The 15368-nt window shown below is 72.4% G+C and carries 12 protein-coding genes; 11 read left to right on the forward strand and 1 reads right to left on the reverse strand.

Annotated features, from left to right (window positions below; genetic code table 11):
• Positions 1-40: 40 nt before the first annotated feature.
• Both ACFC0B_RS32305 and ACFC0B_RS32310 read left to right on the forward strand, forming a co-directional pair.
• Positions 41-1399 carry an aspartate aminotransferase family protein gene (locus ACFC0B_RS32305; protein ID WP_376093922.1) on the forward strand — a complete coding sequence of 453 codons (1359 nt, stop codon included), beginning with the start codon at positions 41-43 and terminating at the stop codon, positions 1397-1399.
• 71 nt (positions 1400-1470) lie between these two features.
• Positions 1471-2673, forward strand: a complete 1203-nt coding sequence (locus ACFC0B_RS32310; RefSeq protein WP_376093925.1) for a spermidine/putrescine ABC transporter substrate-binding protein — start codon at positions 1471-1473, stop codon at positions 2671-2673.
• A gap of 22 nt (positions 2674-2695) precedes the next feature.
• On the opposite strand, the gene ACFC0B_RS32315 is transcribed toward ACFC0B_RS32310, so the two are convergent.
• The gene (locus tag ACFC0B_RS32315; RefSeq protein ID WP_376093928.1) at positions 2696-4345 is read right to left on the reverse strand and encodes a PucR family transcriptional regulator; all 1650 of its coding nucleotides are present in this window, start codon (positions 4343-4345) and stop codon (positions 2696-2698) included.
• A gap of 353 nt (positions 4346-4698) precedes the next feature.
• Here ACFC0B_RS32315 and ACFC0B_RS32320 point away from each other — a divergent pair, with 353 nt between their 5' ends.
• The 9 genes from ACFC0B_RS32320 to ACFC0B_RS32360 all read left to right on the forward strand — a co-directional run bounded on the left by ACFC0B_RS32320 (position 4699) and on the right by ACFC0B_RS32360 (position 15052).
• Positions 4699-6210, forward strand: coding sequence for a gamma-aminobutyraldehyde dehydrogenase (locus ACFC0B_RS32320; protein WP_376093931.1), 1512 nt, complete (start codon positions 4699-4701; stop codon positions 6208-6210).
• A 51-nt stretch (positions 6211-6261) separates the two neighbouring features.
• Positions 6262-7518 (forward strand): PotD/PotF family extracellular solute-binding protein, encoded by a 1257-nt coding sequence (locus ACFC0B_RS32325; protein WP_376093934.1) that lies wholly within the window; start codon positions 6262-6264, stop codon positions 7516-7518.
• A 41-nt stretch (positions 7519-7559) separates the two neighbouring features.
• Positions 7560-8702 carry an ABC transporter ATP-binding protein gene (locus ACFC0B_RS32330; protein ID WP_376093937.1) on the forward strand — a complete coding sequence of 381 codons (1143 nt, stop codon included), beginning with the start codon at positions 7560-7562 and terminating at the stop codon, positions 8700-8702.
• Positions 8699-9628, forward strand: coding sequence for an ABC transporter permease (locus ACFC0B_RS32335; RefSeq protein ID WP_376093940.1), 930 nt, complete (start codon positions 8699-8701; stop codon positions 9626-9628). The genes ACFC0B_RS32330 and ACFC0B_RS32335 overlap by 4 nt, the downstream gene beginning before the upstream one ends.
• Positions 9628-10431, forward strand: a complete 804-nt coding sequence (locus ACFC0B_RS32340; protein WP_376093943.1) for an ABC transporter permease — start codon at positions 9628-9630, stop codon at positions 10429-10431. Before ACFC0B_RS32335 ends, ACFC0B_RS32340 begins: the two co-directional genes overlap by 1 nt.
• Before the next feature lie 80 nt (positions 10432-10511).
• Entirely contained in the window at positions 10512-11906 is a 1395-nt protein-coding gene (locus tag ACFC0B_RS32345; protein WP_376093946.1) for an NAD(P)/FAD-dependent oxidoreductase, read from the forward strand.
• A gap of 147 nt (positions 11907-12053) precedes the next feature.
• Entirely contained in the window at positions 12054-12485 is a 432-nt protein-coding gene (locus tag ACFC0B_RS32350; protein ID WP_376093949.1) for a hypothetical protein, read from the forward strand.
• Positions 12486-12582: 97 nt separating this feature from the next.
• Positions 12583-13359 carry a hypothetical protein gene (locus tag ACFC0B_RS32355; protein WP_376093952.1) on the forward strand — a complete coding sequence of 259 codons (777 nt, stop codon included), beginning with the start codon at positions 12583-12585 and terminating at the stop codon, positions 13357-13359.
• A 169-nt stretch (positions 13360-13528) separates the two neighbouring features.
• The gene (locus ACFC0B_RS32360) at positions 13529-15052 is read left to right on the forward strand and encodes a CoA-acylating methylmalonate-semialdehyde dehydrogenase (protein WP_376093955.1); all 1524 of its coding nucleotides are present in this window, start codon (positions 13529-13531) and stop codon (positions 15050-15052) included.
• Positions 15053-15368: the final 316 nt, after the last annotated feature.

The following is a 15368-nucleotide window of genomic DNA, read 5'->3' on the forward strand; positions in this document are numbered from 1 at the left end:
GGACCTCCATTTCGGCCCGCGGAGTCCCTAGCCTTTCCGCATGAGCATCCCCACCGCTGACGCAGCCGCCGGCCAGGCCGTCAAGGCCGCCGACCGCGCGCACGTCTTCCACTCGTGGTCCGCCCAGGCGCTGATCGACCCCCTCGCGGTGGCCGGCGCCGAGGGCTCGTACTTCTGGGACTACGACGGCAACCGCTACCTCGACTTCTCCTCGCAGCTGGTCAACACCAACATCGGGCACCAGCACCCGAAGGTGGTCGCGGCGATCCAGGAGCAGGCGGCGAAGCTCTGCACCATCGCCCCGGGCTTCGCGGTGGAGTCGCGCAGCGAGGCCGCCCGGCTGATCGCCGAGCGCACCCCGGGCGACCTCGACAAGATCTTCTTCACCAACGGCGGCGCCGAGGCCAACGAGAACGCCATCCGGCTCGCCCGGCTGCACACCGGCCGGCAGAAGGTGCTCTCCACCTACCGCTCGTACCACGGCGCCACCGCCAACGCGATCGCCCTGACCGGCGACCCGCGCCGCTGGGCCAACGAGGCCGGCGTCTCCGGCGTCGTGCACTTCTGGGGCCCGTACGCCTACCGCTCCAACTTCCACGCCGAGAACGAGGCGCAGGAGTGCGAGCGCGCGCTCGCCCACCTGGAGCAGGTCATCGCCTTCGAGGGCCCCGGCACCGTCGCGGCGGTCATCCTGGAGACCGTCGTCGGCACCGCGGGCATCCTCGTCCCGCCGCCCGGCTACCTGGCCGGCGTCCGGGAGATCTGCGACCGCTACGGCATCGTCTTCATCCTCGACGAGGTGATGGCCGGCTTCGGCCGCACCGGCGAGTGGTTCGCCGCCGACCACTGGGGCGTCACCCCCGACCTGCTCACCTTCGCCAAGGGCGTCAACTCGGGCTACGTCCCGCTCGGCGGCGTGGCGATCAGCGCCGAGATCGCGGCCACCTTCGCCGAGCGGGCGTTCCCCGGCGGCCTCACCTACTCGGGCCACCCGCTGGCCTGCGCCTCCGCGGTGGCGACCATCAACACCATGGCGGAGGAGGGCATCGTCGAGAACGCCAAGCACATCGGCGAGACCGTGCTCGGCCCCGGCCTGCGCGAGCTGGCCGAGCGCCACCCGTCCGTCGGCGAGGTCCGCGGGCTCGGCGTCTTCTGGGCGCTCGACCTGGTCCGCGACCGCGCCACCCGCGAGCCGCTGGTGCCGTACAACGCGGCCGGCGCCGCCAACGCGCCGATGGCCGAGCTGGCCGCCGCCTGCAAGCAGCGCGGGCTGTGGCCGTTCGTCAACATGAACCGCTTCCACGTCGTCCCGCCGTGCACCGTCACCGAGGAGGAGGCGAAGACCGGCCTCGCCGTCCTCGACGAGGTGCTGTCGCTGACCGACGCGCACACCGTCTGACACACCGACAGGACGGCCCCGGGCGCTCCCCCCGTGCGTCCGGGGCCGTTCCACGCCCCGGAGGCCCCACCATGCCCAGCACCACCCCGACCCGCCGCCCGAGCGGGCTCCGCCGCCCGACCCGTCGCCGGGTGCTCGGCGCCACCGCCGGACTGCTCGGGACCACCGCCCTGACCGGCTGCGGCATCCCGTCCGCCTACGTGGACGAGGACCGCCGCTCCGCCCCCGACCGCTCCGAGGGCGAGAAGCGGCTGGGCTTCTCCAACTGGACCCAGTACATCGACGCCGACGACGACGGCGGGCGCCCGACCCTGGACGCGTTCACCGAGCGGACCGGGATCAGGGTCACCTACACCGAGGACATCAACGACAACGACGAGTTCTTCGGCAAGATGGGGCCGGTGCTCACCCAGGGCACCGACCCCGGACGCGACCTGATGGTGGTCAGCGACTGGATGGTCGGCCGCTACATCGGGCTCGGCTGGGTGCAGGCGATGGACCGGGCCAACCTGCCCAACGTCACGGCGCAGCTGGACCCCCAGCTGGCCGACCCGGCGGTCGACCCCGGGCGCCGGCACAGCGTGCCCTGGCAGTCCGGGATCACCGGCATCGCCTACAACCGCAAGGAGCTCGGCCGCGAGCTGAAGTCCGTCTCCGACCTGTGGGCACCCGACCTGAAGGGCCGGGTCACCCTGTTCGCCGGCCTGGACGAGGCGCTCGGCCTGCTGATGCTCGCCCACGGCGCCGACATCACGGCCTTCACCGAGGACGACGCGAACCGGGCGATGGACCTGGTGCAGCGGATGGTCGACAGCCGGCACGTCCGCCGGTTCACCGGCAACGACTACACCAGCGACCTGGCCTCCGGCGCCGCCCTGGCCTGCCAGGCGTACTCCGGCGACGCCGTCCAGCTCACGGCCGAGAACCCGGACATCGCCTTCGTGGTGCCCGAGGAGGGCGGCGAACTCTGGGCCGAGAGCCTGCTGATCCCCAACCGGGCCGTGCACAAGCGCAACGCGGAGCTGCTGATCGACCACTACTACCAGCCCGAGGTGGCCGCCGAGCTGGCTGCCGCCGTGCAGTACATCTGCCCGGTGCCGGCCGCCCGCGAGGTGCTGGCGGCCAGTGGGGACCGGGAGAAGGCCGAGCTGGCGGAGCACCCGCTGGTCTTCCCGACCGAGGAGATGCGCGCCCGGCTGCACACCATGCGCGACGTCACCTCCGCCGAGCGGCCCGCCCTGCACAAGGTCTGGACCCGCATCACCGGCGTCTAGGACGGCTCCGCCCGGTGCAGGGCTACCGGCGCACGGCGTCCAGCGCGAGCAGGGCGACGTGCAGGGAGAGGCAGGACTCGACCTGGTCGAGGTCGACCCCGAGGATCCGCTCGACCTTGTGCAGCCGGTCGTAGAAGGACGGCCGGGACAGGTGCGCGGCGTCCGCGGCCGCGGACTTGTTCCGGCCCTGCTCCAGGTAGATCCGCAGCATCTGCACCAGCTGGCTGTTGTGCTCGGCGTCGAAGGCGAGCAGCGGGCCCAGCTCGCGTTCCACGTAGGTCTGCAGCCGGGCGTCGTCGCGCAGCAGGTGCAGCAGTCCGCGCAGTCGCACGTCGGGGAGGCGGTAGTAGGACGCCGTCCGGCCACCGGGACCGTCGTGCAGCGCGGCGTCGGCGACCTGGGTGGCCTCCAGCAGGGTGCGCCGGGCGTCGCGGACCGAGCCGACCGAGGAGCCGGCCGCGACCACCGGCGCCGGCGCGGAGGGGTCCCGGGCCGCCTCGGCGGCCAGTCGGCGCAGCGCCGCGGCGAAGGCGTCCAGCGCGGCGTGCTCGTCCTGCTGGGGGCCGAGCGCGATCAGCACGCCGACGCCCTCGTCGTCCAGCGCGCCGACCAGTGCGGAGAGCCGGCAGGCGCGGACGGCGCTCGCCGCCAGTTCGGTGAAGTCGCGCAGCCGGGCTTGCGCCTCCAGCGCGGCGGGGATCGGGCCGCGCCGCTGGCGCAGCACCGCGCCGACCAGCCGCCGTCCCTCCAGCGGGACGCCGAGCGCCTGGGCGCGCAGCGCGACCTCGGAGACGGTCAGCGCGTGGGTGAGGATGCCGGAGAGCAGGGTGCGGTGGGTCTGCCGCTCCAGGCTCTCCCGGTCGCGGACCACCAGCCGGTTGAGCGCCAGCGCGGAGGCGCCGCGCTCCAGCAGCATGGTGAACGGGTGCGGGCCGCCTTCCGGGTGCGGTCCCGGGTCCTGCACCAGTACCAGCCGCCCCCAGTCCTGGCCGCGGGCGCCGACCGTGGTGACCAGCCAGCCGCTGCGCGGGTCGTGCCCGGTGCGCCCGGGCGGGCGGACCCCGCGCGAGCGGCGCTCCCAGTCCTCCAGCAGCTCGGCCTCGGGCCGCCCGGCGGGGTTGTGCGCCAGCACCTGGTGGGCGAGGTTCTCCAGGACGACCGGGGCGCCCGCGATCCGGGCGACCTGGCGGACCACCTCGGCCGGCTCGGCGCCCTCCACGACCAGCTCGTTGAAGACCTGGTGGATCGCCTCGGAGGTGCGCAGCTGCTCCAGCTGGGCGTTGACCACCAGGGCGTGCACCGCCTCGGTGACGGCGACGAAGCGCAGTTCGCGGCGGAGCGCGATCAGCGGCAGGCCGCGCTGCTCGGCGGCGTGCACCAGGGCGCGCGGCAGGGTGTCGAAGTAGCGCCGGCCGTACTCGATGACCAGCCCGGCCACGCCGATGTCGGCGAGCTCGCGCACGTACCGGGCCAGGCCCTCGCGGTCCTCGGGCAGGGCGATGCCGGTGCTCAGCACCAGCTCGCCGCCCCGCAGCATGCCCGCGACGTCGGGCAGCTCGCTGACGTGCACCCAGCGGACCGGGCGTTCCAGGTGGTCGGCGCCGGCCACCACCTGGGGCAGGCCGCGGCGCATCACCTCCAGGTCGAGCACATGGGCGACGGTGGGGAGCATCGCGGCCTCCAGGGTTCAGAGTGTCAGGCAAATCATCCATCGCGGCGACGACCTGTTGCCCTGTCCGAAGCCTTCCACCCTGTAAGGCGGTTCGCGCCGAGGTTGTCGCAGTGACCCTTGTCACGCCCCGGCGGCAGCGGGCATGGTCAGCGGGTCGGCAATGGCGAGACCTGGACATCACCGGTGATCAGCCGGTTGGATGCCCCGCACCGGACCCCGCACCCCGCGCCCCCGCGCACGACCCGATCGGTCGGACGGCGCCGGTGCGGCCCCGGCCCGCCGACGCGTGCAGCACGGCGGGGCCGGCGCGGCCGTCCGTGCGGCACCTGAACCACCGGGACTTGGAGGAAGCAATGGACCTGACCGACTTCGGAGCCGGCGCGCAGTACATCGCGGGCCGGTGGAGCCGGGGGAGCGGTGCGCCCTTCCAGGTCGTCAACCCGGCCGACGGCAGCGTCGTCGAGGAGGTCGCCCTGGCCTCCACCGGGCAGGTCGACGAGGCCGTGGCCGCCGCCCGGGCCGCCCTGCCCGAGTGGGCCGGCGCCACCCCCGGCGCCCGCTCCGAGGCGCTGACCCGGCTGGCCGCCGTCCTCGACGACGCGGCCGCCGACCTCGCCCGGGTCGAGACCGCGCAGACCGGCAAGCCGATCAAGCTCTCCACCGAGTTCGACGTCCCCGGCACCATCGACAACACCGCCTTCTTCGCCGGGGCCGCCCGCAACCTGGAGGGCAAGGCGGCGGGCGAGTACTCGGGCGACCACACCTCGTACGTGCGGCGCGAGGCGATCGGCGTGGTCGGCTCGATCTCGCCGTGGAACTACCCGCTGCAGATGGCCGCCTGGAAGATCCTCCCGGCGATCGCGGCGGGCAACACCATCGTCCTCAAGCCGGCCGAGCTGACCCCGCTGACCTCGCTGATGTTCGCCCGGGCCTGCACCCTGGCCGGCATCCCGGACGGCGTGGTCAACGTCGTCACCGGCGCGGGGCGGGACGCGGGGGAGCACCTGGTCGCGCACCCGGACGTCGCGATGGTCTCCTTCACCGGCTCCACCGCGGTCGGCCGGCGGGTCGCCGAACTCGCCACCGCGACCGTCAAGCGCACCCACCTGGAGCTCGGCGGCAAGGCCCCGTTCGTGGTCTTCGACGACGCCGACCTGGACGCCGCCGTGCACGGCGCGGTCGCCGCCTCGCTGATCAACGGCGGCCAGGACTGCACCGCCGCCACCCGCGCCTACGTCCAGCGTCCGCTCTACGACGCCTTCGTGGCCGGCGTGGCCGAGCTGTACGGCGCGGTCCGGCTGGGCGACCCGCTCGACCCGCGGACCGACCTCGGCCCGCTGGTCTCCTTCACCCACCGCGACCGGGTGGCCGGCTTCGTCGAGCGGGCCCGCGGCTACGCGACCGTGGTCACCGGCGGCGGCGCCCCCGGGAAGGGCCACGACGGCACCGACCTGGGCCGCGGCGCCTACTACCGCCCCACCCTGATCACCGGCGCCGCCCAGGACAGCGAGGTCGTCCAGGGCGAGATCTTCGGCCCCGTCCTGGCCGTGCTGCCCTTCGACGGCGACGACGAGGGCCTGCGGCTGGCCAACGACACCCCCTACGGCCTGGCCGCCTCGGCCTGGACCGGCAACGTGCACCGCGCGCTGCGCGCCACCCGCGAGATCGCGGCGGGCTGCGTCTGGGTCAACGACCACATCCCGATCATCAGCGAGATGCCGCACGGCGGCTACAAGTCCTCCGGCTACGGCAAGGACATGTCGCAGTACTCGCTGGACGAGTACACCCAGGTCAAGCACGTCATGTTCGACACCACCGCGGTCGCCCGCAAGGACTGGCACCGCACCGTCTTCGGAGACAGATAACCGGACCGGGTGGTCCCCCACACCCCCCTCGCCCCCCAGGAGGCCCGTCCCATGGCGTTCAACGAGCTCACCGACGGACTGTCGGAACCGGTCCGCAAGGCCTGGGAACGCAGTCTGACCAGTGGCCGGGCCGCCCTCAGCCGGCGCACCGTGCTGCGCGCGGCCGCCCTCACCGCCGGCGCGGGCTCGCTGGCCGCCTGCGGAATCCCGCCGGCCAGGACCGCCAACGGGACCGGTGACTCCACCGCGAACGCCGCCGAGGACCGCTCGGACCGGGAGCGGGAGGTGAACTTCTCCAACTGGCCGCTCTACGTCGACACCGACGAGAACGACAAGGAGAAGCACGGCACCCTGGAGGCCTTCACCGCCGCCACCGGGATCAAGGTCAAGTACACCGAGGACGTCAACGACAACGTCGAGTTCTTCGGCAAGGTCAAGCCCCAGCTCGCGGCCGGCCAGGACACCGGCCGCGACCTGGTGGTGCTGACCGACTGGATGGCCGCCCGGATGATCCGGCTCGGCTGGGCGCAGAAGCTCGACCCGGTCAACGTCACCACCGCGATCACCACCGTCGAGTCCCGCTTCCGCGCCCCGGACTGGGACCCGGGCCGGCTCTACAGCTACCCGTGGGCCGGCATCCAGGTGGTCGTCGCCTACAACAGGAAGGCCACCAGGGGGAAGGAGGTCACCAGCGTCGCCCAGCTGCTGGAGGACCCCGACCTCAAGGGCCGGGTGACCTTCCTCTCCGAGATGCGCGACAGCATCGGCATCACCCTGCTGGACATGGGCAAGGACCCGGCGAAGTTCACCGCCGACGACTACGCGGCGGCCGTCGCCCGGCTGCAGAAGGCCGTCGACAACAAGCAGATCCGCCGCTTCACCGGCAACGACTACGGCCAGGAGCTCTCCTCCGGCGACATCGCCGCCTGCGTCGCCTGGGGCGGCGACCTGATCCAGCTGCGCGCCGACAACCCCGACATCGAGTTCGCGATTCCCGAGAAGGGCTTCGTGAGCAGCACCGACAACCTGCTGGTCCCGGCCAAGGCCCAGCACAAGACGAACGCCGAGAAGCTGATCGACTTCTACTATCAGCCGAAGATCGCGGCGCAGCTGACCGCAAGCATCGGCTTCGTCTCCGCCGTCACCGGCGTGAAGGAGGAACTGGCCGCCATCGCCCCGGACAGCGCGGCCAATCCGCTGGTCGTCCCCACCCCCGAGATGGCGGCCAAGGCGCACGTCTTCCGGACCCTCACCGAGACCGAGGAGAGCGACTTCGAGGAGAAGTTCTCCAAGCTCATCGGCGCCTGACCCCCCACCGACGGCAGAGAAACCCAGAGAGACACCAATCCATGACAGAGCAGCAGAGCTCCGCGGCCACCGGCGGCGACGTCCGCCTCACCGGCATCGGCAAGACCTACGGCTCCTTCACCGCCGTCCACCCGCTGGACCTGACCGTCCCCCAGGGCTCCTTCTTCGCCCTGCTCGGCGCCTCCGGCTGCGGCAAGACCACCACCCTGCGGATGATCGCCGGCCTGGAGGAACCCACCGCCGGCACCGTCCTGATCGGCGGCCAGGACGTCACCAAGCTCCCCCCGTACAAGCGGCCGGTCAACACGGTCTTCCAGAGCTACGCGCTCTTCCCGCACCTCGACATCTTCGAGAACGTCGCCTTCGGCCTGCGCCGCCGCGGCAGGAAGGACGTCAAGAAGCAGGTCGACGAGATGCTCGAACTGGTCGAGCTCGGCCAGTACGCCCGGCGCAAGCCGCACCAGCTCTCCGGCGGCCAGCAGCAGCGCGTCGCCGTCGCCCGCGCGCTCATCAACCACCCCCAGGTGCTGCTCCTCGACGAGCCGCTCGGCGCCCTCGACCTCAAGCTCCGCCGCCAGATGCAGCTGGAGCTCAAGCGGATCCAGACCGAGGTCGGCATCACCTTCGTGCACGTCACCCACGATCAGGAGGAGGCCATGACCATGGCCGACACCATCGCGGTGATGAACGGCGGCCGGGTCGAACAGCTCGGCGCCCCCGCCGAGCTCTACGAGAACCCCGCCACCACCTTCGTGGCCAACTTCCTCGGCCAGTCCAACCTGCTCGCCGCCGAGGTCGCCGGCGGCGCCGGCGAGGACCTGCTGCTCACCGCCGCCGGCACCCGGCTCACCGTCCCCAGGGCCCGCTGCGCCACCGGTGCCACCCGGGTCCACCTCGGCGTGCGGCCGGAGAAGATCACCATCGAGCACGGCTCCGCCGAGATCGCCGACGGCCGCAACCGGCTCGCCGGCACCGTCGTCGACTCCAGCTTCATCGGCGTCTCCACCCAGTACCTGGTCCGCACCGACGGCGGCCAGGAGGTCACCGTCTTCGAGCAGAACATGGAGCGCGACGCCCGGATCGTCCCCGGCGCCCCGGTCGTCCTGCACTGGAACCCGGCCCACTCCTTCGCCCTGGACGCCGCCCAGGCGATCGACGCGGGCACCGGGGAGGACGCGGCATGACCACCACCACCCCGGCCTCGCCCCCGCAGGTCGTCCCCCTGCCCGCGGCCGCCCCCAGGGCCCGGCGCCGGCTCACCCCGTACTGGCTGCTGCTGCCCGGCATCGCCTGGCTGGTCGTCTTCTTCGCGGTGCCGATGGTCTACCAGGCCTCCACCTCGCTGCAGACCGGCTCGCTGGAGGACGGCTTCCGCGTCACCTGGCACCTCGCCACCTACTGGGACGCCCTGGTCGAGTACAAGTGGCACTTCGTCCGCTCGTTCGGCTACGCCGCCACCGCGACCGTGCTCTGCCTCGCCATCGGCTACCCGCTCGCCTACACCATCGCCTTCAAGGTGAACCGGCGCTGGCGCAACGTCCTGCTGATCCTGGTCATCGCGCCGTTCTTCACCAGCTTCCTGATCCGCACCCTCGCCTGGAAGACCATCCTCTCGGACGGCGGCCCGGTGGTCGGCGCGCTCGACGCCCTGCACGTCCTGGACGTCACGGCCGCCCTCGGCCTCACCGAGGGGGACCGGGTGCTCGCCACCCCGCTCGCCGTGGTCTGCGGCCTCACCTACAACTTCCTGCCGTTCATGATCCTGCCGCTGTACACCTCGCTGGAGCGGATCGACCCGCGCCTGCACGAGGCCGCCGGCGACCTCTACGCCCGCCCGTTCACCACCTTCCGTAAGGTGACCTTCCCGATCTCGCTGCCCGGCGTGGTCGCCGGCACCCTGCTCACCTTCATCCCCGCCTCCGGTGACTACATCAACGCCCAGCTGCTGGGCTCGCCGAGCGAGCAGATGGTCGGCAACGGCATCCAGAAGCAGTTCCTGAACGTGCTCGACTACCCCACCGCGGCCGCGCTGAGCTTCATCCTGATGGCCCTGATCCTGGGCATCGTGACGGTCTACATGCGCAAGGCCGGGACGGAGGAACTGGTCTGATGTCCCGAGTGATCGCCTGGGTGCGCCGCAACCTGGTGGTGCTGGCCGGCCTGCTGGCCCTCGCCTACCTGGTGCTCCCCAACCTCGTCGTGCTCGCCTTCTCGTTCAACAAGCCGGTCGGCAAGTTCAACTACGAGTGGAACGAGTTCTCCACCGACGCCTGGACCGACCCCTGCGGCGTGGCCGACATGTGCCAGTCGCTCTCGCTCAGCCTGCGGATCGCCGTCGCCGCCACCGTCGGCGCCACCGTCCTCGGCACCATGGTCGCCTTCGCCCTGGCCCGCTACCGCTTCCGCGGCAAGGCCGCCACCAGTGCGATGATCTTCCTGCCGATGGCGATGCCCGAGGTCGTGATGGCCGCCTCGCTGGGCACCCTCTTCCTCAACATGCGCATCCCGTTCGGCTTCACCACCATCCTCATCGCGCACATCATGTTCTGCCTCAGCTTCGTGGTGACGGCGGTCAAGGCCCGCGTGATGAGCATGGACCCGAGGCTCGAACAGGCCGCCCAGGACCTCTACGCGACCCCCACCCAGACCTTCCTGCGGGTCACCCTGCCGCTCGCCGCCCCCGGCATCGCGGCCGGCGCGCTGCTCAGCTTCGCGCTCTCCTTCGACGACTTCATCATCACCCAGTTCAACTCGGGCCCGACCACGGTCACCTTCCCGATGTTCGTCTGGGGCGCCTCGCAGCGCGGCATCCCGGTCCAGGTGAACGTCATCGGCACCGCGATGTTCATCGCCGCCGTCGTGCTCACCGTCGCCGGCCAGTGGCTCGGGAACCGCCGCAAGGCCACCGCCTGACCGACCCGGCCGCCCGCCCGGCGTACCGTCGGGAGGGGGTCGAACACCACCGCCAATGTGTAGAAAGTGGCTGATAATGCATGGATTCCGCCCGCGCACTCAGTGACGCCAGGCCCACCCCCTTCTGGCTGGAGGACCCGGGCCGGCCGGCGGCACTGCCCGCCCTGGTCGGCGACACCACCTGCGACCTGCTGGTCGTCGGCGGCGGCTACTCCGGCCTCTGGACCGCCCTCGTCGCCAAGGAGCGCGACCCCTCGCTGGACGTCGTCCTGGTCGAGGGCAAGGAGGCGGGGTGGGCCGCGTCGGGGCGCAACGGCGGATTCTGCGCGGCCAGCCTGACCCACGGCTTCGGCAACGGCCTGCAGCGCTGGCCCGCCGAACTCGGACAGCTGGAGCGCCTCGGTGCCGCCAACCTGGACGGCATCGAGGCCACCCTGGAGCGCTACGGCATCGACGCCGAGTGGGAGCGCACCGGCGAGATCGACATCGCCACCCAGCCGCACCAGCTCGACGAACTCCAGGAGGTCGCCGACGCCGTCGCCCGCTACGGCCTCGACGTCACCGTGCTCGACCGCGACGACCTGCGCGCCCAGGTCGACTCGCCGACCTTCCTCGGCGGGATCTGGGACAAGGACGGCGTGGCCATGCTCCACCCCGCCAAGCTGGCCTGGGGCCTCAAGGAGGCCTGCCTCGGCCAGGGCGTGCGGATCTACGAGCACACCCCGGCGAACGGCCTGCGCGAGCACGGCGGCGGCATGGCCGTGCGCACCCCCTACGGACAGGTCCTCGCCCGCAAGGTCGCGCTCGGCACCAACGCCTTCCCCTCCCTGCTCAAGCGGGTCCGCCCGTACGTCGTCCCGGTGTACGACTACGCGCTGATGACCGAGCCGCTCAGCGCCGAGCAGCTCGCGGCCATCGGCTGGAGCGGCCGCCAGGGACTCAGCGACAGCGCCAACAAGTTCCACTACTTCCGGCTCTCCGCGGACAACCGGATCCTCTGGGGCGGCTACGACGCCGTCTACCGCTTCGGCGGACACGTCCGCCACGAGTACGACCAGCGGCCCGAGACCTTCCGCACCCTGGCACGGAACTTCTTCCAGTGCTTCCCCCAGCTGGAGGGCATCCGCTTCACCAACGCCTGGGGCGGCGCGATCGACACCTGCAGCAGGTTCTCCGCCTTCTTCGACACCGCCCACCAGGGCCGGGTCGCCTACGCCGTCGGCTACACCGGCCTCGGTGTCGGCGCCACCCGCTTCGGCGCCGAGGTCATGCTTGACCTGCTCGCGGGGGAGCGCACCGAGCGCACCGAACTGGAGATGGTCCGCCGCAAGCCGCTGCCGTTCCCGCCCGAGCCGGTCCGCTGGGCCGGCATCGAGATCACCACCCGCTCGCTGGAGCACGCCGACCGCACCGGCGGGCGGCGCAACCTCTGGCTGCGCACCCTCGACCGGATGGGGCTCGGCTTCGACAGCTGACCCCCGCTGACCCCCGCCGGCGCCACGAGGGTGGCGATCGGGCGAACCGTGTAAGAGAGACCCGCCGTCCGCCTCTCGTTGGTGACGGCGGGTCTCGACGTGCCCCGCCGTCACCGAACGCACCGACGCGCAGAGCGGGGACAGCACATGGAGATCACCGGACTGGACTGGCTGGCCCAGGCCGCACCCGACCCGGCGGCCTTCCGGGAGCAGTGGGAACGCAGCGGCCTCGGCCTGGTGCTGCTGCCGGCCGGGCGGCGCTGGGACGTCCTCTCCGTCCCCGGCCGGCTCGGCCGCCCGGCCGTGGACCTCTTCGGCGCCGGCGCCTGCGGACCGGTCCTCGCCGACTTCGGCGACGAGCACATCGGCTTCCTGGTGCCCGCCGGCACCGCCGGCCGCTGGATCGGCACCGGCGTGCGCTGCGCGGGCGAGGGCACCTGGGTCGTCGTCCCCCACCCCGACCGCCGCGGCCGGGGGGTGCGCTGGCTCGTCCCGCCCGACGGCACCGGACGGCTCAACGACCCGGTCCGGCTGGAGCTCGCCCTGCACGAGGCGGCCGCCGCCCTCGGCGACTGGTGAGCACCCCGCCCGGCCCGCCCGCCCTGCCTGCCCTGCCCGCTCCTCCCGGGCCGGTCCGCCGGGCGCGCCGCCGCCGACGGCGCGCCAGACTGGAGGGGTGACCACCGCCCCGGACGCCGTCGGCCCGCCCCTCCACCCGGGCCGGGCCCAGCTGCGCCTCGCCGAACTGGCCCGGCCCGTGTGCGACCGGCACGGGCTCGCGCTCGCCGGCGGGCACGCCCTGCGCGCCCACGGCGTCCCGGCCTGCGAGCAGGACGGGCTCACCCTGGTCGCCGACGGTGCCACCGACCTGCCGCAGGCCGCGGCCGACCTGGCCGCCGCCTACCGGGCGGCGGGCGGCGACGTCGCGGAGCGCCCCGGCACACCCCGGCTGGAGCAGCTCTCCGTCCGGCTCGTCCTGGGCGGACGGACGCACACCGTCGAGCTGCGCAAGGAGCCGCTGGGCCACCGACCGGTCCGGATCGACCTCGAAGGCCCGGACGGCACCCCGTCGGCGGTGACCGCCGTGGCCCTGGAGGACGCCGCCGCCCTCACCACCGCGCTGCTCGTCGACCGGGCGCTGCCCCGCGACCTCATCGACGTGCACGCGCTCACCGTCTGCTACCGCGAGGGCGAACTCCTCGCGCTGGCCACCGGGCTGGACGCGGACTTCCAGCCCACCGCGCTCGCCGAGCGGCTGGAGACGCTGGCCGAGGCCGCCGACGGCCGGTTCCGGGCGCGAGGCCTGCCCGCCGGGGACGTCGACGCGCTCAAGCGGTGGGCACTGGCCTGGGCCCAGGACCTGCGGCTGGACCTGCTGGAGACCCAGGAGGCGGCGGACGGTCTGCACGATCCCTATCTGGAGGACCAGCTGGAGGATCAGGACGACGTCTGAGCCGTCCCCGCGCGGTGCGTTCACCCGGGAGGACGGACCCGCCGACGACCTGTAAGGCTGAATCCACGATCCCCGTCAGCCTGTTCGTTGAGACCGCCCGGACCGGCCAGCAGACTGGACCGTGAGCGCGGTGGCGTCAGGCCGCCCCGACTTCGGAGGCAGACGGACCTTGAGCAAGCACATCACCCACTGGATCGGCGGCCGGCCGGTCGCCACCGCCGGTGCCGCGCCCCGCCGCGGTGACATCTTCGACCCGGCCACCGGCCAGGTCACGGGCCAGGTCGACTTCGCGGAGGTCGTGGAGGTCGACCAGGCGGTCGCCGCCGCCGCTTCCGCCTTCGCCGAGTGGCGCACCGCCTCGGTCGCCAAGCGCGCCACCGTGCTCTTCTCCTTCCGCGAGCTGCTCAACGCCCGCAAGGACGAGCTGGCGTCGATCATCGTCGCCGAGCACGGCAAGGTGCACTCGGACGCGCTCGGCGAGATCGCCCGCGGCCTTGAGGTCGTCGAGTACGCCTGCGGCATCCCGCAGCTGCTCAAGGGCGGCTTCACCGAGCAGGCCTCGACCGGCGTCGACGTCTACTCGATCCGCCAGCCGCTCGGTCCGGTCGCGATCATCTCGCCGTTCAACTTCCCGGCCATGGTGCCGATGTGGTTCTTCCCGATCGCCATCGCGGCCGGCAACACCGTGGTCGTCAAGCCGTCCGAGAAGGACCCGTCCGCCGCCAACTTCCTCGCCGGGCTGTGGAAGGAGGCCGGTCTCCCCGACGGCGTCTTCAACGTCGTGCACGGCGACAAGGTCGCGGTGGACCGCCTGCTGGAGCACCCCGACATCAAGTCGGTCAGCTTCGTCGGCTCCACCCCGATCGCCCGCTACGTCTACGAGACCGGCACCCGCTACGGCAAGCGCGTCCAGGCCCTCGGCGGCGCCAAGAACCACATGCTGGTCCTGCCCGACGCCGACCTCGACCTGAGCGCCGACGCCGCCGTCAACGCCGGCTTCGGTGCGGCCGGCGAGCGCTGCATGGCCGTCTCCGTCCTGGTCGCCGTCGACCCGATCGGCGACGAGCTGGTCGAGAAGATCAAGCAGCGGATGGCCACCCTCACCGTCGGCCCCGGCTGCAACGGCGAGTCCGAGATGGGCCCGCTGGTCACCGGCCAGCACCGGGACAAGGTCGCCTCCTACGTGGAGTCCGGCCTCGCCGACGGCGCCGAGCTGGCCGTCGACGGCCGCAAGCACCCGGTCACCGCCGAGGACCGCAACGGCACCCCGACCGCGGACGGCTTCTGGCTCGGCCCCACGCTGTTCGACCACGTGAAGCCCGGCATGTCCGTCTACACCGACGAGATCTTCGGCCCCGTCCTCTCCGTGGTGCGGGTCGCCTCCTACGAGGAGGGCCTCGCCCTCATCAACGCCAACCCGTACGGCAACGGCACCGCCATCTTCACCAACGACGGCGGCGCGGCCCGGCGCTTCCAGTACGAGGTCGAGGTCGGCATGGTCGGCATCAACGTGCCGATCCCGGTTCCGGTCGCCTACTACTCGTTCGGCGGCTGGAAGGCCTCGCTGTTCGGCGACGCCCACGCGTACGGCCAGGACGGGGTGCAGTTCTTCACCCGCGGCAAGGCCGTCACCCAGCGCTGGCTGGACCCGTCCCACGGCGGCATCAACCTCGGCTTCCCGACCAACAGCTGACACGCACCACCACCGCAGGCCGGCCCGCTCACTCGCGGGCCGGCCTGCGGCGTGTCCGGGTGTTTGCCCGGCGTTTGCCTTCGGCCGAGAACCGGCGTAGTGTTCCCTAGTCGCTCGGCAGGGAGCACCGGACACGCATCGGCGCGGACGGTCCCGGAGCGGCCAATCCTCTGGAAATGCCAACGCTTCCCGCACGGGGTTTATTTGGCGTGTGCATTTTTGGGGATTGCGGCCGGATTCGCTTTTCGGAGCGGGGATCGGCTAGAGTTTGAAACGTCGGACGGGGCGTCAAGCCGCAGAAGACACCAGCGAGTTG

Source organism: Kitasatospora sp. NPDC056184 (genome assembly GCF_042268405.1).
Lineage (GTDB): Bacteria > Actinomycetota > Actinomycetes > Streptomycetales > Streptomycetaceae > Kitasatospora.